The sequence below is a fragment of the Streptomyces sp. NPDC059009 genome, from assembly GCF_042740175.1.
In the GTDB taxonomy this organism is placed as follows: Bacteria; Actinomycetota; Actinomycetes; order Streptomycetales; family Streptomycetaceae; genus Streptomyces.
Map to the genome: position 1 here is coordinate 1 of NZ_JBHYJB010000074.1, position 17,890 is coordinate 17,890.

The window sequence follows — 17,890 nt, forward strand, 5'->3', positions numbered from 1 at the left end:
GTCCTCAATCGCCGGACGGGCTATCTCTAGCCCGTCCGGCGCTTGAGGACGAGCCCTTGAGGCGATACAGGGCAACTCAGGGCCGCGGCAGCGGTTTCGGGAAGGGGCGGGATCGGGGAAAGGATCAAACCAGGCGACGCGCACCCGGCGACGCCACCGCAGGAAAGACCCGCGGCGCCGTGAACCCGGCGCCCTCGAAGGCGGCGCGCACCGACTTGGCGACAGCCTCCGCGTCCCCCTCCTCCACAAGAACAACCGCAGACCCCCCGAACCCGCCCCCCGTCATCCGAGCCCCCAGCGCCCCCGCACCGTTCGCACTCGAAACGACGAGGTCCAACTCCGGGCAGGAGATCCGCAGATCGTCGCGGAGCGAGGCGTGGCCCTCCGTCAGGACGGGGCCGATCCCGCGCACATCACCCGCGTCGAGCAGCGCCATCACCCGGGCCACCCGCTGGTCGTCCGAGACGACGTGGCGGACGTAGCGACGTATGCGCTCGTCGTTCAACCGGTCCAGTGCAGAGGGGAGTTCGGCGTAGTCGACGTCCCGCAGATGCGAGACCCCGAGCTGTCGCGCGCCCGTCTCGCAGCCCTCCCGCCGCTCCGCGTACGCCCCGTCCCCCAGCGCGTGCTTCACCCGGGTGTCCACCACGAGCAGGCGCAGTCCCTGCGACTCCAGGTCGAAGGGGACCTGGCGTATCGACAGGTCCCGGCAGTCCAGGTGCAGTACGTGGCCGTCCACGCAGCAGGCAGACGCCGTCTGGTCCATCACGCCGCAGGGGACGCCCACGAAAGCGTTCTCGGCGCGCTGGGCGAGCAGCGCCAACTCGGGGCGGGAGAGGCCGAGTTCGTACAGGTCGTTGAGGGCCAGCGCCGTCACCACCTCCAGCGCCGCCGACGACGAGAGGCCCGCGCCCGTCGGCACCGTGGAGGACAGGTGGATGTCCGCGCCGCCGTCCACCGCGTGGCCCGCCTCGCGCAGCGCCCACACCACGCCCGCCGGGTACGCCGCCCAGCCGCCGCCGGACAGTGGGGTGAGGGTGTCCACCGCCAGCTCGGCCACCGGCTCGTCGATGTCCGCCGAGTGGAGGCGCAGGATTCCGTCGGAGCGGCGGCCGACCGCCGCCACAGCGACGTGCGGCAGCGCCAGGGGCATCACGAAGCCCTCGTTGAAGTCGGTGTACTCACCGATGAGGTTGACGCGGCCGGGTGCCGCCCACACGCCCTCGGGCGCGTACCCGTACAGGTCCTTGAACTCCCCAGCCACGTCCACCGGTCACATCCCCTTCGCCGAGTTCACTGAGTCCGCTGAGCGAACGCCCATGCGTCCGCGACGATGCCCGCGAGGTCCGCGCGGGACGGGTTCCAGCCGAGCCGCGTGCGCGCGGTGTCCGCGGACGCGACCAGGACCGCCGGGTCGCCGCCGCGGCGCCCCGCGGTCACCTCGGGGATCGGGTGGCCGGTGACCGTGCGGACGGTCTCGATGACCTCCCGTACGGAGAAGCCGTTGCCGTTGCCGAGGTTGCAGATCAGGTGCTCGCCGGAGCGGGCGGCGGTGACGGCGAGGAGGTGGGCCTCGGCCAGGTCCGCGACGTGGATGTAGTCGCGGATGCAGGTGCCGTCCGGCGTCGGGTAGTCGTCACCGAAGACCGAGATCGCCTCGCGCCTGCCCTGGGCGACCTGGAGGACCAGCGGGATCAGGTGCGACTCGGGGTCGTGGCGCTCGCCGCACTCCCCGTATGCGCCCGCCACGTTGAAGTAGCGCAGCGAGACCGCGGCCAGGCCGTGGGCGGCCGCCTCACCGGTGATCATGTGGTCGACGGCGAGCTTCGAGGCGCCGTAGGGGGAGGTGGGGGCGGTGGGGTCGGTCTCGGTGATGGGGGTGTTCACCGGCTCGCCGTACGTCGCGGCCGTGGACGAGAAGACGAGGGTGCGGACCTCCGCGTCGCGCATCGCCGCGAGCAGCGCCATGGTGCCGCCGACGTTGTTGTCCCAGTACTTCTCGGGCTTGATCACGGACTCGCCGACCTGCGAGAACGCGGCGAAGTGCAGCACCGCGTCGTACGAGGAGTCCAGCCACTTGGCGGCATCCCGGATGTCGCCCTCGATGAACTCCGCGCCCGCCGGTACGCCCTCGCGGAACCCGGTCGAGAGGTTGTCGAGGACGGTCACCTGGTGGCCGGCCTCGAGGAGATGCTGGGCGACCACGCTGCCGACATAGCCCGCACCACCCGTGACCAGGTACTTCCCGCTCATGAACTCGCTACCTCTCGCAGTCGCTGGGCCGCGGCTTCCGGCGGCACGTCGTTGATGAACACACTCATGCCGGATTCGGAACCCGCGAGGAACTTCAGCTTGCCCGAAGTGCGGCGGATCGTGAAAAGTTCGAGGTGGAGCGCGAAGTCGTCGCGGTTGACGCCCGCGCCGAGATCGGCCGTGAACGGCGCCTGGTGCCAGGCGGCGATGTACGGCACGGGGTCTCCCTTCTCCCCCTCGCCCGGCCCGTCGAAGATCCGGTCGAAGCGTCGCAAGAGTTCCAGATAGAGCTGGGGGAACTCTGTGCGCGCCACCTCGTCGAGGGCGAGCAGGTCCGGCACCCGGCGCTTGGGGTAGAGGTGCACCTCGTAGGGCCAGTGCGCCGCGTACGGCACGAAGGCCACCCAGTGCTCGCCCTCGAGGACGACCCGCTCCCCCGCGCGCTCGCGGGCCACGACGTCGTCGAAGAGGTTGGCGCCGCCGGTCTTCTCCTTGTGGGCGGCGAGCGAGCGCAGCATCAGGGCCGTGCGCGGGGTGGTGAAGGGGTAGCCGTAGATCTGGCCGTGCGGGTGGCCGAGGGTCACGCCGATCTCGGCGCCGCGGTTCTCGAAGCAGAACACCTGCTCCACGGACGGGAGATGGGACAGCTCGGCGGTGCGGTCCGTCCAGGCGTCGAGGACCAGGCGGGCCTGCTCCTCGGTGAGGTCCGCGAAGGACGCGTCGTGGTCGGAGGTGAAGCAGACGACCTCGCAGCGGCCGCTGTCGCCCGCGAGCGAGGGGAAGCGGTTCTCGAAGACCACGACGTCGTACGAGGAGTCGGGGATCTCGCTCATGCGCCCCCCGGCCGACGGGCAGAGGGGGCACTCGTCGGCCGGGGGGTGGTAGGTGCGGCCCTGGCGGTGCGAGGCGATGGCCACCGCGTCGCCGAGGAGGGGGTCCTCGCGGATCTGCGACGCGGTGGAGATCGGGTCGAGGGGGCGCCGGTCGACCGCCGCGCGCACCGAGTCGTCGCGCGCGTCGTAGTAGATGAGCTCACGACCGTCGGCGAGACGGGTCGAGGTCTTCTTCACGTTCAGGGCTCCTCACCAACACCCACTACCCACTAAACAGAACCGCACATAACAAACCACGACCCACCAGGGCAGTCAAGAGACTGTGCGCTCACTGTGGGCGACTGCGACGAGGTTCCGGTCACAATCAAACAAAGAACATCACGCGAACTGTTCACTTATTGAAAAGTGCGGCGTAGGTTCCCGACTGATCAGTTCGCGCAACGAAGCGAGTTCACGCATGCAGTCCCCCACTCAAACCCTGGCCGAGGGGCTCCGGCTGCCCACCAACGGCCTCGACTACGCGATCCTCGCGATCTACTTCGTGGTCGTCCTCGGCATCGGCTTCGCCGCCAGGCGCTCCGTGAAGACGAGCCTCGACTTCTTCCTCTCGGGCCGCTCCCTGCCCGCCTGGGTCACCGGCCTCGCCTTCGTCGCCGCCAACCTCGGTGCCACGGAGATCCTGGGCATGGCGGCCACCGGCGCCCAGTACGGCGTCGCGGTCGTCCACTGGTACTGGATCGGCGCCATCCCGGCGATGGTCTTCCTGGGCCTCGTGATGATGCCCTTCTACTACCGCAGCAAGGTCCGCTCGGTCCCCGAGTTCCTGCTCCAGCGGTTCGACAAGTCCGCGCACCTGCTGAGCTCCGCGCTCTTCGCCTTCGCGGCCGTGCTCATCGCGGGTGTGAACCTCTACGCCCTGGCCATCGTCGTCGAGGCGCTGCTCGGCTGGCCGCAGTGGGTGGCGATCGTCGTCGCCGGTCTCTTCGTGCTCGCGTACATCACCATCGGTGGTCTGTCGTCCGCGATCTACAACGAGGTCCTGCAGTTCTTCGTGATCCTCGCCGCGCTCATCCCGATCTGCGTCATCGGCATGAAGAAGGTCGGCGGCTGGGACGGCCTCACCGGCTCCCTGGAGAAGCAGCACGGCGACAACTTCCTCACCGCATGGGGCGGTACGGGCATCGGGGACGGCAACCCGCTCGGCGCGAACTGGCTCACGATCATCCTCGGCCTGGGCTTCGTGCTCTCCTTCGGCTACTGGACGACCAACTTCGCCGAGGTGCAGCGCGCCCTGTCCGCGAAGAACCTGAGCGCCGCCCAGCGCACGCCCCTGATCGCCGCCTTCCCGAAGATCTTCATCGTCTTCCTGGTGATGATCCCGGGCCTGGTCGCCGCCGTCCTCGTCCCGAAGATCGGCACGGCGGGCTCGGGGCTCACCTACAACGACGCGATTCCTTATCTGATGCAGGAGTTGCTGCCGAACGGTGTGCTCGGCATCGCGGTCACCGGTCTGCTCGCCGCCTTCATGGCGGGCATGGCGGCCAACGTGTCGTCCTTCAACACCGTGTTCACGTACGACATCTGGGCCAAGTACGTGAAGACCGACAAGCCCGACGGCTACTACCTGAAGTTCGGCCGCCTCATCACCGCGATCGGTGTGCTCGCCTCGATCGGCACGGCGTTCATCGCCTCGTCGTTCTCGAACATCATGGGCTACCTGCAGACCCTGTTCTCCTTCTTCAACGTCCCGATGTTCGTGGTCTTCATCATCGGCATGTTCTGGAAGCGGGCCTCCATGAAGTCCGGCGTCTGGGGCCTGCTCGCGGGCACCACGGCCGCGATGGTCAACTACTTCTGGATCTACAAGCAGGGCGTCATCGACATCCCCACCGACCAGGGCGCCAACTTCGTCTCCGCGATCGTCGGCTTCGTCGCCGGTGCGGTCGTGATGGTCGCCGTCACGCTCTTCACGGCGCCCAAGCCGGAGGCGGAGCTGGCCGGTCTGGTCTACGGGACGGCCTCGCCCGGCATGGAGGAGCCGCCCGCCGAGGGCGACAACGCCTGGTATCGCAGGCCCGCGCTGCTCGGCTGGGGCGCGATCGTGCTCGCCGCGGCCTGCTACGTCCCCTACTCCTTCTGATCGGAGGCGAGAGTCCCCATGTCTGATCTGCAGCAAGAAGTCTCCGAGCTGGAGGCCAAGTCCGCCACCGCGGCCCGGCTCTTCGACATCCGGCGCATCATCGGCGGCCTGTTCGTCCTCTACGGCGTCATCGTGACCATCGCCGGGATCACCGCGTCCGACGCCGACCTGAAGAAGGCCGAGGACATCAACATCAACCTGTGGACGGGCCTGGCCATGCTGGCCCTCGGCCTCTTCTTCCTGGTCTGGCTGAAGCTGCGCCCGATCGCGCCGCCCCCGCCGCAGGACGAGACGTCCGAGTAGCAGGACGAGCACCAGGACGGGTAACCGCAGTACTCGGGGCCGGAGTTCACCGCTGAGGTGGCTCCGGCCCCGTCGTCGTGCCGCCGCCGTTGTCGGTGTTGTTCACGTGGTTGCCGTTCTGCGTGCCGTCCGTGAACCGGCCGGGCGCCGGGGGGCGTTCGGCGCGGTCGAGGAGACCGGTGCGGGCGGCGAGCGCGGCCGCTTCGAGGCGGGAGCCGACGCCGAGCTTCATCAGCACCCGCTGCACATGCGTGCGCGCCGTGCTCGGGGCGATGCCCATCCCGGCCGCGATCAGCCGGGTGTCCTCCCCGTCCGCGACCCGTACGAGCACCTCCACCTCCCTCGGCGTGAGCATCTGGAGCAGCCGCTGCCCCTCGTCGTCGGGCTGCACCGCCGGGTTGAGGAGCTCGCTGAAGGCCCCCTGGAGCAACTGGGGCGCCACGGCGGCCTCACCGGCTCTCGCCTTCATGATGGCCCGCTCCACGCCTTCGATGCGCTCGTCATGACGTACGTAACCGGAGGCCCCGGCGGCGAACGCGGCGGCTATCCCGCGCGGGCTCGGCACCGGGCCGAGCACCACCACGGCGACCTGCGGCCGCTCCCTCTTGATCCGCACGACCGGGTCGAACATGCCGGGCTCGGCGGGGGTCGCCGTGCCGAGCAGGCAGACCTCGGGGGCCCTGCTGATGACCAGTTCGGCCGCGCCGGCCGCGGGCGCGGCCGCGGCGAGCACGCGGTGGCCGCGCAGTTTCAGTGCCGAGGCGAGCGCCTCGGCGAGCAGTCGGTGATCGTCGACCACCATGAGCCGCACACCCATAGAGCAACCCCCCACCTTCCCCCACTGATCCCCCACGGATCGGGAGCCCCCCGGCCCTCCATCCCCCGGAAGCTACACGCTTGTTCGACGTTGCGCGCCCCCTACCGCCCAGATGCGGCCCGGAATGCCGAAATCCCGGCCATTGGGGGGTGATGCGAGGTACGGGCGGGCAGGGCTGTACGGAAGCGGCCCCGCTCCGGTGAGGAACGGGGCCGCAGTGACCGCGAATTGCCCGATGGGACAGGCTGACTGGCCTTCCTTGCAGGCCGGTTGGTGCTACTGAGCCCGGAAGCCCAGCGCCACGTACTCCTTCTCGTCCTTCGAGTACGGCTTGCTGATGAGCTCCTTGCCCAGGTACAGGTGGCCGTTGGTGTACAGCAGCTCGCCCTGGGTCGGGGTCATGCCGCTGATCGTGTCCACGACCTGCTCGCTCGACGGGGTCTCCAGGAGCTTGGTCTCCTTCAGGGACTTGCCGTCGATCGAGACGACCTGGGCGCCCTGGTTGTAGCCGGAGTCCTTGTACGCGAGGAGGTTGGGGCCGTCCATCCGGATCGGGCGGATCTCGCCGTCCTTGCCCGCGTCGATGCGGTCGCCCGTCGACTTCCCGGTGGCCAGCGAGAAGGACACGATCTCGTTGGTCATGCCGTAGGAGTCGCCGCCGCTCTCGTGCTGGCGGGTCGGGATGTACAGCTTGTCGTTGCCCACGGCGATGCCGCTGCAGGAGTACACCCGCGTGATCTCGCAGTCGTGGTCGTACTTCTTCTCGTCCAGCGTGACCTTGCCGCGCATCGCGCCCTTGTTGTCCAGGGAGAAGATGTCGGTGGCGTCCGTCGCGTCCTCACCCGTCGCCTGTCCGAAGACGACCGGGTTGGTCGAGATGATGCTGGCCCACTTGATGCCACGGGTCAGCGGGTAGGACCACTTGGCCTTGCCCGTCTTCGGGTCGAGCAGCTCGACCTTCAGCTGCTCGTCGCCGTACGTCCCGCACTTGCGCAGCGCCACGAGCTGGTCGCCGCCCGCATAGCCCTTGTCCTCGCACTTGCCGACGGAGGGGCCCCACAGCTCCTTGCCCGCGGTGTTCCAGGCGGCGCCGCCCTGGAGCCCGCCGACCGCGACCGTGGTGCCGGAGATCGTGACCTCCTGGAAGGTCGACGCGCGGCCGCTGGTCTCGGCGCTCTTGGTCCAGAGCTTCTGGCCGGTGTTCACGTTGAACAGCGTGACCTTGGTGCAGGGCTGGTAGTCGCCGTCCTTCTTCCGCTTGGCCTCCTCGTGGACCACGGCGGCGAGCCCGTCCTCGGTGACCTCACGGGAGCCCGCGCAGGTCTGGCCGGTCAGCGGCAGGGTCCACTTCTCCTTGCCGTCGTCCGCGGTGTAGCCGACGATCTCGTTGACGCCCGACTTGGCGTACATGTCGTCGGTCAGCCAGGAGCCCTTGGTGCTCCACGTCGCCTTGTCCGGCACCGTCGGCTGGGGCAGCTGCAGGGAGACCTGGGCCGCCGGGTTCGACGGGGCCTTCTCCTTGGCGGGGCCCTGGGCGGGCGGGGCGTCGCCGCCGCCCTCGCCGCCGTCCTTGCCGTCCTTGCCGCCGCTCTTGCTCTCCTCGCCCTGAGCGGTGTCCTTCTTGGAGTCGTCGTCCTTCGTGGACGCGTAGAAGACGCCGCCGCCGACGATCAGCGCGATGGCCACGACCGCCGCGATGATGATCGCCATCTGGGAGTTGACCTTCTTGCCGCCGCCGCCCGGGGCCGTGGCCGTGGCCTGCGGAGTCATCGGCATGGTCGCCTGACCGTGCTGCCCCGGCTGCGGGTACCCGCCGTACTGCGCGGGCTGCCCGGGCTGGCCCGGGTAGGGGCCCGGCTGACCCGGGTACGGGCCCGGCTGGCCGGGGGCCGTCTGCGGGTAGCCGTAGCCCGGGGGCTGGCCGGGAGCGGTCTGCGGGTAGCCGTAGCCGGGCTGGGCGTCCTGCGGAGCCGGGGGCGGCGTCGCGGGCTGGCCCGGCGGCGGGGGCGGCGGGGGCGGCGGGGTCTGCGGAGCCTGGGGCGCCTGCGGGGGCGGGCCCGCCGGAGGCGTGGGGGGCTGCGCGGGCGGCGGGGTCTGGGGCGCCTGCGGCGCGCCGAAACCACCGCCCGGGGGCGGGTTCTGCGGAGCTCCGAACCCGCCCTGCTGGGGCTCGTTGGGCGGCTGGGGCGGCTGCGTCATGACGTCTTTCCCTTGGGGACCTTGGGGACGGAAGTGGTGCGGGTGGAGGGGGCGGAGGCTACTTGCCGCTGCCGTAGGCGATCATCAGCTTCTCCTTGCCCTCCTTGACGGAGGAGCCCCCGATCCGGGTGCTGGAGATGTAGAAGCGGCCGTCCGCGTAGTCGATCGCCTTCGAGTAGAAGCTGCTCTCGATCTCCGCCGTCCCCTGCGGGTTCTTCAGGAGGGTCTTCGTGGCGTGCGAGCCGGACGTGGAGATCGAGACGACCTGGCCGCCCTCGCCGTACTTCGCGGCGACGTACGCGACCACGGCGCCGTCCTCCACCTTCAGCGGCAGCATCGAGACGTCCGAGGGCGACTTCTTGCGCCACTTCTCCTTGCCGTTGGCGAGGCCGATCGCGACGATCTCGTTGGCGCCGCTCTTCGCCTCGGTGGGCAGGTAGAGGGTGTCGTCGGCGACCACCGCACCGGTGCAGCCCTGCAGATCACGGTCGAACACGGCCCAGCCGCACTCGGGCGCGAAGGTCTCGTCGACCTTCACCTGCGAGCGGACCTTGCCCTTGTCGTTCAGGGTGCTGATGTTCCACTGCTTCTTCTTCTCGTTCTCCATGTAGAGAACGACCGGGTTCGTGGAGTAGACCCGCTTGACCTTCCAGCCCTTGTTGACCGGCAGCGTCCACTTCGCCTTGCCCTTGGCCGGGTCGATCTCCTGGACCTGCTCCTTCTCCAGGTCGGAGCCGCAGGTCTCGACCGCGATGAGCTTGTCGCCGCCCGCGTACGCGTCGGGCTGGCAGGAGCCGTCCAGCTTCGCAAAAAGCTTCTTGCCGTCGGTGAGGCTGAAGGCGCTGGAGGTGCCCATGCGCGTCGCGGTGACGGTGTCGCCGCTGATCGACAGGTTCAGCTGCGTCATGATGTCGAACAGGCCCTCTTTGGGCACTGGCTTCGTCCAGTCCGAGTCACCGGTCGCGAGGTCGATCACCTTGATCGTGTTGCACTTGGCCTTGTCGCTGGTGCCGCTCATGTACGCGACCACGATCTTGCCGTCGCTGCTGGGCTGCCGGGAGGCGCCGCAGATCTTGTAGGGCAGGTCGACGGTCTTGCCCCACTTGTCCTTGCCCGTCTCCGGGTCGTACGAGAAGAGCTGCTTGTAGGCGGCCTTGACGACGACGCCGTCCTGGACCCACATGCCGGGGGCGTCGGCTCCGTTGGTGGGCGCCTTGGGCGCCTCCTTGTACCAGAGCACCTTCGACTCGCCTGCCTGGCGGCCCGCGTTGAGGTCTTCCTGCTCCTCGCCGCCGTCGCCGCTGCCGTCGCCCGGGTTGACCGAGGCGGAGGCGCTGGGCTTGGGGTCCTTCTTCTTCGCGGCGGGCTTGTCGTCGTCATCGCCGCCGCTGGTGACCGCCCAGACGGTGCCGCCGATGACGACGACCGCGGCGAGGGCCGCCGCGATGATCATGGCCGGTTTGCCCTTGAAGAAGTTCCGGCCACCGCCGCCACCGGGAGGCGGGGTGCCGGGGAAGCCCGGGCCGCCGGGGGTGGTCGGCTGCTGATAGCCGTACTGGGGCTGGGTGTTGTACGGGCCCTGCTGCGCTCCGTACGGGCCGGGCTGGCCCGGCTGCGTGGGCGGCGGCGTGCCGTACGGGCCCGCCTGGCCGGGCTGGGTGGGCGGCGGCGTGCCGTAGGGCCCCGGCTGACCTGGGGCGTTCTGCGGGTAGCCGTACCCGGGCTGCGGGGCGGGCGGGGTCTGCGGGTAGCCGTAGCCGGGCTGGCCCGCCGGCGGCGGCGGGGTCTGCGGCGGCTGGCCCGGCGCCCCGTCCTGCGGCTGCTGTGGATCCTGCGGAGCTCCGAAACCGCCCTGCGGCGGCTGGTTGGGCGGCTGAGTCATCAGCGCTTCCCCCTTCACTGATTTTCGGCACGCCAAGTGGTGCTCAGGTCGCCCTTTCTATCACCCTGAACCCTTGGCACAACTGGCCGGTCCTCGCCTTGTACCCAAGGGAGGACCGGCCCGTGACGCGTCTGTTATTGGAGCTTTACGCGTCCTCCGCAAGCTCCAGCCAGCGCATTTCCAACTCCTCGCGCTCCCCCACCAGTTCACGCAACTCGGCGTCCAATTTGGCCACCTTTTCGAAGTCTGTTGCGTTATCGGCGATTTGGGTGTGGAGCTTGGATTCCTTCTCCGAAATCTTGTCGAGCTGCCGCTCGATCTTCTGGAGCTCCTTCTTCGCGGCGCGGGCGTCGGCGGCGGAGACGGCCTTGGCGGCGTCGGCCGTCGCGGACTGCGCGGCGGCCGGGCCCTGCCCCTGGCCCTGCGCCTTGGGAGCGGCCGCCTCCGCCATCCGCTGCCGCCGCTCCAGGTACTCGTCGATGCCGCGCGGCAGCATCCGCATCGTGGCGTCGCCGAGCAGCGCGAAGACGCGGTCGGTGGTGCGCTCGACGAAGAACCGGTCGTGCGAGATCACGATCATCGAGCCCGGCCAGCCGTCGAGCAGGTCCTCCAGCTGGGTCAGGGTCTCGATGTCCAGGTCGTTGGTCGGCTCGTCGAGGAAGAGGACGTTGGGCTCGTCCATGAGGAGCCGCAGCAGCTGAAGACGGCGCCGCTCACCACCGGAGAGATCCCCGACCGGCGTCCACTGCTTCTCCTTGTTGAAGCCGAACGTCTCGCAGAGCTGGCCCGCGGTCATCTCCCGGCCCTTGCCGAGGTCGACCCGCTCGCGGATCTCCTGCACGGCCTCCAACACCCTGAGCGTCGGGGCGAGTTCGGCGACCTCCTGGGAGAGATAGGCGAGCTTCACGGTCTTGCCGACCGCGACCTTGCCGGCGGCGGGCTGGACGTCGCCCTCGGAGCGCGCCGCCTCGGCCATGGCCCGAAGGAGGGAGGTCTTGCCCGCGCCGTTCACCCCGACGAGGCCGATGCGGTCGCCGGGCCCGAGCTGCCACGTCAGATGCTTGAGCAGCAGCTTCGGCCCGGCCTGGACGGTCACGTCCTCCAGGTCGAAGACGGTCTTGCCGAGCCGCGTCGTCGCGAACTTCATCAGCTCGCTGGTGTCGCGGGGCGGCGGCACGTCCTTGATCAGCTCGTTGGCGGCCTCGACGCGGAAGCGCGGCTTGGACGTACGGGCGGGGGCGCCGCGCCGCAGCCAGGCCAGCTCCTTGCGGACCAGGTTCTGCCGCTTGACCTCCTCGGTCGCGGCGATGCGCTCCCGCTCGGCCCGCGCGAAGACATAGTCGGAGTACCCGCCCTCGTACTCATAGACGGCCCCCTTCTGCACGTCCCACATGCGCGTGCAGACCTGGTCGAGGAACCAGCGGTCGTGGGTGACGCAGACGAGCGCGGACCGCCGGGCCCGCAGATGCCCGGCCAGCCACGAAATGCCTTCCACATCAAGGTGGTTGGTGGGCTCGTCGAGGACGATCAGGTCCGGGTCGGCGATGAGCAGCTTGGCGAGCGCGATGCGGCGGCGCTCACCGCCGGAGAGCGGGCCGATGACGGTGTCGAGCCCCTGCGGGAAGCCCGGCATGTCGAGGCCGCCGAACAGTCCCGTGAGCACGTCGCGGATCCGGGCGCTGCCCGCCCACTCGTGGTCGGCGAGGTCCCCGATGACCTCGTGCCGGACGGTGGCGGCAGGGTCGAGCGAGTCGTGCTGGGTCAGCACGCCCAGACGCAGCCCGCCGCTGTGCGTGACGCGGCCGGTGTCGGCCTCCTCCAGCTTGGCGAGCATGCGGATGAGCGTCGTCTTCCCGTCGCCGTTGCGCCCGACGACACCGATCCGGTCCCCCTCGGAGACGCCGAGAGAGACGCCGTCGAGCAGGGCACGGGTGCCGTACACCTTGCTGACGTTCTCGACATTGACCAGGTTGACGGCCATTTCACTCCTGTACGAAGGGATGGATCAGCCTTCAAGAGTAGGCGGTGGGGGGTGGGGGGCGGTGCGCTTGGGGTTGGTCACTCTTTGTAGTGACGTGATCGGAATGGGGCCGCTACCGTTGAGGGCAGGCAGAAGGATCCCGTCCATGGGAGGAACCATGACCGCCGAGTCCGTAGAGCAGCAGCACGGGCGCTGGCCGGTGCCGCCGCCGAACGGCTACACCGTGGACGACCTGTTCGCGCTGCCCGATCTCCCGCCGCACACTGAGCTGATCGACGGGAGCTTGATCTTCGTGAGTCCGCAGCGCTACCGCCACCTTCTCGCGATCAAGCTGTTGGAACGGGGCCTCGAGCAGACTCTGCCGTCAGAGCTGAAGGTCGTACGCGAGATGACCGTGGTGATCGACAAGAGCAATGCTCCCGAGCCCGACATCAGCATCATCCGTGCTTCCGCAATCACCGATGACGACCTGAGCCGCTTCCCAGTACAGGACGTACTCCTGGCCATCGAGGTCGTGTCCCCGGAATCGGAGTCCCGCGACCGCACGACCAAGCCCCAGAAGTACGCCGCCGCCGGGATCCCTAACTTCTGGCGTGTCGAGCAGAGCGGGGCCACACGGCGGCCCGTCATCCACGTCTACGAACTCGACCCCATGACCAAAGCGTACGTCCACATGGGCCTGCACCGCGATCAGATCAAAATCAGCAAGCCCTACCCCATCGACATCGACCTCACCGCCATCGACGCCCTGTAACCCCCGCCCCCTCCACCAGCCCCCACCCCACCACAGCCATCCCCACCGCCACCGGCGCCGTCACATGCACGGCGACCAGCAAGGCCGTGCGCCCCTCAAGCAGCCCCCCGAAGCCGACCATCGACAGGCCGAGGATCCCGAAGAGGCAGAGGGTGACACCGAGCGCGGCCGCCGGGCCGGACATCCGAGCCCCCGCCGCGGCCAACTCCCGTACCGCACCCGGCCGTTCGAAGCGCCGGAACACCGCCACAAGACCCACCGTGAGCGCACCCGCCGCCACCATCCGCAGCGGCACCTGCGCCCACCACGCCCCGCTCGCGGGCTCCGGCAGCGGCACGTCGAGGGCGAGCAGCACCCCGTACACCCCGAGCATCGCTGTGAGGTGCCACAGGAACGCCGTCATGGAGACGCCGTTCGCGGCCACCACACCCCGCCACACCCGGGGGCGCGCCAGCCACCGCGACACCGGCCCCCGCGCCAGCCGCACCGCGCCGACCAGCCACAGGCCGTGGCAGAGCAGGGCGAAGGTGGGCGGGGCCATGTTGGAGACCTTCTCGCCGGGCATGCCGACCATGGAGAGGGGATACGGGCCGAAGGCCACCAGCACCACCGCGCCCGCGAGGCCCGCCCCGGCGAGCAGCAGCGGAAGCCTCAACTTCCCGTCCGCGCCCAGGAATCCGAGCTGATGAACCGCCAGCCAGACGAAGGCGAAGTTGAGGAACTCAACGTAGGGAACGCCGAAGGCGAAGCGCGCCAGGTCCACCGCGCCCGCCGCCGCGACGAGTCCCGCGAACGCGCCCCACCCGTACCGCTCGTGCAGCCTCAGCAGCGGCGGCGTGAACGCCACCATCGCCAGGTAGATGCCGATGAACCAGAGCGGCTGGGCGACCAGGCGCAGCGAGACGTCCAGCAACGCCCCGTGCCCGCCAAAGAGTTGAAGCCCGAGAGCGGCCGCGCCCCACACTCCTATGAACACCATCGTGGGGCGCAGCAGCCGCTGGAGGCGGGCGCGCAGGAACGCCGAGTAGACCGATCCGCCCCCGGACTTCCGAGCCAGCGAGCGGTACGAGAGCGTGTGCGCGAAGCCGCCGACGAAGAAGAACACCGGCATGATCTGCAGGGCCCAGGTGAGGAGTTGGAGCTCCGGGACGACCGCCAGGAGGTTGCCGACCGCCGCCTTCCCGTCGTCCCCCACGGTCACCGCCGCCATCAGCCAGTGCCCGGCGACGACCGTGCCGAGCGAGGCGACCCGCAGGAAGTCGATGTACCGGTCCCGCCCCGTGGGTGTCCTGTCGGCCAGTTCGCGAACGCTTGCACTCATGCCCGTACGGTCGCGCGCCGACCGTACGCGGCGTCAGCGTGCCCGTACTCAGATGGGCGTCTGAGTACCTGGAGATCCGGGCAACTAGAGAACCGTGGCCCCTGAGGCGGGCGCCGTCGCCACCCGCGCCGTCCGGCACGTGCCCGAGCGAAGGAGCGCGTCCGCGATCCGGCGCGCCGACGCCGCGTCCTGCGCGAGGAACGCCGTCGTCGGGCCGGAGCCGGAGACGAGCGCGGCCAGGGCGCCCGCGTCCGTCCCGGCGGCGAGCGTCTCGGTGAGGGACGGGAAGAGGGAGAGCGCGGCGGGCTGCAGGTCGTTGGCCATCGTGTCCGCGAGGGCCTTCGCGTCGCCCGTGCGCAGGGCGTCCAGGAGCGCGGGGGACGCCTCGGGGGCGGGCGCGTCCGGGGTGAGCCGGTCGAACTCGCGGTAGACCGCGGGCGTGGAGAGTCCGCCGTCGGCCGGGGCGAAGACCCAGTGGAAGTCGCCGCCCACCGCCAGCTCGCGCAGCTGCTCGCCGCGCCCCGTGCCGAGGGCGGCGCCGCCGACCAGGCTGAACGGTACGTCGCTGCCCAACTCGGCGCAAATGTCGAGGAGTTCGGCGCGCGAGGCACCCGTACCCCAGAGGGCGTCGCAGGCCAGGAGGGCGCCCGCGCCGTCCGCGCTGCCGCCCGCCATGCCGCCCGCGACGGGGATGTCCTTGGCGATGTGGATGTGGACGTCGGCGGTGCGGCCGTGGCGGGTGGCGAGGAGTTCGGCGGCGCGGGCCGCCAAGTTGGTGCGGTCCAGGGGGACTTGGTCCGCCCCCGGGCCCTCGCAGGTGACGGTGAGCTCCGCCGCCTCCGTCACCGTGACCTCGTCGTACAGGCCGACGGCGAGGAAGACGTTGGCGAGGTCGTGGAAGCCGTCGGGGCGGGCGGGGCCCACGGCCAGCTGGACGTTGACCTTCGCGGGGACGCGTACGGTCACACTCATGCGCCGGGCTCCTTGTGCTCCGCGATGCGCGCGAACTCCTCCACCGTCAGGGCCTCCCCGCGTGCCTGCGGCGAGACGCCCGCCGCGACCAGGGCGGCCTCGGCGGCGGCCGCGCTGCCCGCCCACCCGGACAGGGCGGCGCGCAGTGTCTTGCGGCGCTGGGCGAAGGCGGCGTCGACGACCGCGAAGACCTCGTGCTTGGAGGCGGTGGTCCTGACCGGCTCGGTGCGGCGCACGAGCGAGACGAGGCCGGAGTCGACGTTCGGTGCGGGCCAGAAGACGTTGCGCCCGATCGATCCGGCGCGCTTCACCTCCGCGTACCAGTTGGCCTTCACCGAGGGCACCCCGTACACCTTCGAGCCCGGCGCGGCCGCGAGCCGGTCGGCGACCTCCGCCTGGACCATGACGAGGGTGCGCTCGATGGTCGGGAACTGGTCGAGCATGTGCAACAGGACCGGGACCGCGACGTTGTACGGGAGGTTGGCGACCAGGGCGGTCGGGGCGGGGCCCGGGAGCTCGCGCACCAGCATCGCGTCCGAGTGGACCAGCGCGAAGCGGTCCTTCTTGGCGGGGATGCGGGCCTCGACGGTCGCGGGGAGTGCGGCGGCGAGCACGTCGTCGATCTCCACGGCGGTGACGCGGTCCGCGGCCTCCAGGAGGGCGAGGGTCAGCGAGCCGAGGCCGGGGCCGACCTCGACGACGACGTCGTCGGGGCGGACCTCCGCGGTGCGGACGATGCGGCGGACCGTGTTGGCGTCGATGACGAAGTTCTGGCCGCGCTGCTTGGTCGGGCGAACGCCCAGGGCAGCGGCCAGTTCGCGGATGTCGGCGGGGCCGAGGAGGGGGTCGGGCTCTGTCGTGCTCACCTGGTAAGGGTACGGGGGCGCCGGTACCGCTGTGGGCAGCAGCGGCCCCCTACCCGTGCAGCCGCCGCCCGCAGTGCGGCCAAGGGCTCGCCCCCCGCGACACATACAGCTTCTTCGCGCGGAAGGTCTGCTCCGTGGCCGGGGCGTCCTGGGGGCGGCCGGAGCCGCCCAGGCTCTGCCACGTGCGGGTGTCGAACTGGTAGAGCCCCCCGTACGTGCCGGAGGCATCCGTCGCGCTCGGGCGCCCGCCCGACTCGCAGTGGGCGAGCCCGCTCCAGTTGAGCCCGTCCGCCCCGGCGACCGACGTCGGCATGGGCTTCGTGCCGATCCGCACGACCTGGGTCTGCGGCTCCCGCACCACCTCGGCCCGCATCCGCTTCGGCTTCTGCTTGACGCCGTTGACGGTGCGCAGCGCGTACGTGACCCGGCGCGTGCCCTGGTGGCCCTGGCGCTCCACCACCTGTGTGCCGGTGAACAGGGAGGAGTCGTGGGTCTTCTGCACGTCGTAGGGGATCGCCTCCTCGCGGACCTCCTTGGTGCCGGTGACCCGCATGACGGTGACCGTCTGGCCGTCGCGCGGGAAGCTGGCGGGCGCCACCGACGTGGTGTCCTGGCCGTGCAGGGTGACCCCGGACTCCTCGACGGCCTCGCGCACCGTCGCCGCGTTCGTGCGGATGGTCCGCTCACGGCCGTCCGCCATGATCGTCACGGTGCGTTCGGTGCGGACGTCGAGGTCGAGCCCCCCGCGCTCGATGCGTTTGGAGCGCGAGGCCGAGAGATGCGCGCCCTCCGCGCGCACCCCGAGCTGCCGGAGCGCGCCGTCCACCGTGTGCGCCGTCGTCCACACCTTGCGCCGCTGGCCGTCCAGGGTGAGCTCGACGGGCCGACCGTAGCGGACGGCGATCTCGTCGCCGCTGGTCAGGCCGGTGGTGGCGGTGGGCGCCACGATGTCGTGCGCGCCGACGTCGACGCCCTCGTCGGCGAGGAGCTCGCCCACGTCGTCCGCGAAGGTGTGCAGGGTGCGCGGCTTGCCGTCGACGCTGAGCTGGACGGCCTTGTCGGTGGCGACGAACGCGGAGGTGCCGCCCGCGAGGAAGGCCACCACGAGGGCCTGGGGCAGCAGCCGGCGCAGGGCCTCGGGCCGCTCGGGGGCCGCCTTGGAGGTCCTGGCCTTCTTGCGGCGGGCGGCCTTGCGCGCCTCGGCCCGGCCCCCTGAGGGCGGGCCGACCACGGGTTCGGGGCCGACCACGGGTGCGGGGCCCGCCACGGGATCGGGCCCCGCCGCGTGCCACGCGGCCGACGCGGGCGACTGCCGCGGGAAGTCCTGCACGTCCGCGAACTCCCGTGTCTCGTACGCGGGTTGATAGGTATCGCCGTACGGCGGCTGCTCGTACGACGCCGGAGACGCCGCAGGCGCCGGGGACATCACAGGCGTCGGATACGCCTCATACGGCGGCTCGTACGTCTCGTACCGCGAACTGCTCACGACGACGCTCCCAGGGAATCCGCTGAAGACGGGCGGAGCGAACCTAGCGGAGCGAGCGTCACTCTCCAAAGCAGCACGACTAC

General features: G+C 70.5%; 14 protein-coding genes. 3 read left to right on the forward strand and 11 right to left on the reverse strand.

Annotated elements, in window-relative coordinates:
• Positions 1 to 124 precede the first annotated feature (124 nt).
• From galK to galT, 3 genes are read right to left on the reverse strand one after another with little or no spacing between them, the layout of a single operon-like run.
• Positions 125 to 1,270: a galactokinase gene (gene galK / locus ACFWYM_RS43330; RefSeq protein ID WP_384850836.1), complete on the reverse strand. Its 1,146-nt coding sequence runs from the start codon at positions 1,268 to 1,270 to the stop codon at positions 125 to 127.
• A 23-nt stretch (positions 1,271 to 1,293) separates the two neighbouring features.
• Positions 1,294 to 2,253, reverse strand: coding sequence for a UDP-glucose 4-epimerase GalE (galE, locus tag ACFWYM_RS43335; RefSeq protein WP_384850838.1), 960 nt, complete (start codon positions 2,251 to 2,253; stop codon positions 1,294 to 1,296).
• Positions 2,250 to 3,323, reverse strand: a complete 1,074-nt coding sequence (galT, locus tag ACFWYM_RS43340; protein WP_384850840.1) for a galactose-1-phosphate uridylyltransferase — start codon at positions 3,321 to 3,323, stop codon at positions 2,250 to 2,252. The genes galE and galT overlap by 4 nt, the downstream gene beginning before the upstream one ends.
• Positions 3,324 to 3,543: 220 nt before the next feature.
• On the opposite strand from galT, the gene ACFWYM_RS43345 reads away from it, so the two are divergent.
• Positions 3,544 to 5,226, forward strand: coding sequence for a sodium:solute symporter family protein (locus tag ACFWYM_RS43345; protein ID WP_384850842.1), 1,683 nt, complete (start codon positions 3,544 to 3,546; stop codon positions 5,224 to 5,226).
• Between the two features lie 18 nt (positions 5,227 to 5,244).
• Entirely contained in the window at positions 5,245 to 5,529 is a 285-nt protein-coding gene (locus tag ACFWYM_RS43350; protein WP_384850844.1) for a hypothetical protein, read from the forward strand.
• Between the two features lie 46 nt (positions 5,530 to 5,575).
• On the opposite strand, the gene ACFWYM_RS43355 is transcribed toward ACFWYM_RS43350, so the two are convergent.
• The 4 genes from ACFWYM_RS43355 to ACFWYM_RS43370 all read right to left on the reverse strand — a co-directional run bounded on the left by ACFWYM_RS43355 (position 5,576) and on the right by ACFWYM_RS43370 (position 12,408).
• A complete protein-coding gene (locus tag ACFWYM_RS43355; protein ID WP_384850846.1) occupies positions 5,576 to 6,346 on the reverse strand; it encodes a LuxR C-terminal-related transcriptional regulator in 771 nt (256 codons plus the stop codon).
• Between the two features lie 276 nt (positions 6,347 to 6,622).
• A complete protein-coding gene (locus tag ACFWYM_RS43360; protein ID WP_384850848.1) occupies positions 6,623 to 8,545 on the reverse strand; it encodes a PQQ-binding-like beta-propeller repeat protein in 1,923 nt (640 codons plus the stop codon).
• 58 nt (positions 8,546 to 8,603) lie between these two features.
• Positions 8,604 to 10,427, reverse strand: coding sequence for a PQQ-binding-like beta-propeller repeat protein (locus ACFWYM_RS43365; RefSeq protein WP_384850850.1), 1,824 nt, complete (start codon positions 10,425 to 10,427; stop codon positions 8,604 to 8,606).
• A gap of 145 nt (positions 10,428 to 10,572) precedes the next feature.
• Complete coding sequence (locus ACFWYM_RS43370) at positions 10,573 to 12,408, reverse strand: ABC-F family ATP-binding cassette domain-containing protein (RefSeq protein WP_384850852.1); 1,836 nt, start codon at positions 12,406 to 12,408, stop codon at positions 10,573 to 10,575.
• A gap of 157 nt (positions 12,409 to 12,565) precedes the next feature.
• Here ACFWYM_RS43370 and ACFWYM_RS43375 point away from each other — a divergent pair, with 157 nt between their 5' ends.
• Positions 12,566 to 13,162: a Uma2 family endonuclease gene (locus ACFWYM_RS43375; protein ID WP_384850854.1), complete on the forward strand. Its 597-nt coding sequence runs from the start codon at positions 12,566 to 12,568 to the stop codon at positions 13,160 to 13,162.
• Here ACFWYM_RS43375 and ACFWYM_RS43380 read toward each other — a convergent pair.
• From ACFWYM_RS43380 to ACFWYM_RS43395, 4 genes are all read right to left on the reverse strand, one after another.
• Positions 13,140 to 14,483, reverse strand: coding sequence for an acyltransferase (locus ACFWYM_RS43380; protein ID WP_384850856.1), 1,344 nt, complete (start codon positions 14,481 to 14,483; stop codon positions 13,140 to 13,142). The two genes, ACFWYM_RS43375 and ACFWYM_RS43380, sit on opposite strands and share 23 nt — an antisense overlap.
• 84 nt (positions 14,484 to 14,567) lie before the next feature.
• A complete protein-coding gene (locus ACFWYM_RS43385) occupies positions 14,568 to 15,455 on the reverse strand; it encodes a 4-(cytidine 5'-diphospho)-2-C-methyl-D-erythritol kinase (RefSeq protein WP_384850858.1) in 888 nt (295 codons plus the stop codon).
• Positions 15,452 to 16,321: a 16S rRNA (adenine(1518)-N(6)/adenine(1519)-N(6))-dimethyltransferase RsmA gene (gene rsmA, locus ACFWYM_RS43390; protein WP_384850860.1), complete on the reverse strand. Its 870-nt coding sequence runs from the start codon at positions 16,319 to 16,321 to the stop codon at positions 15,452 to 15,454. The genes ACFWYM_RS43385 and rsmA overlap by 4 nt, the downstream gene beginning before the upstream one ends.
• 49 nt (positions 16,322 to 16,370) lie before the next feature.
• Complete coding sequence (locus tag ACFWYM_RS43395) at positions 16,371 to 17,747, reverse strand: ubiquitin-like domain-containing protein (protein WP_384850878.1); 1,377 nt, start codon at positions 17,745 to 17,747, stop codon at positions 16,371 to 16,373.
• Between the last annotated feature and the right edge of the window lie 143 nt (positions 17,748 to 17,890).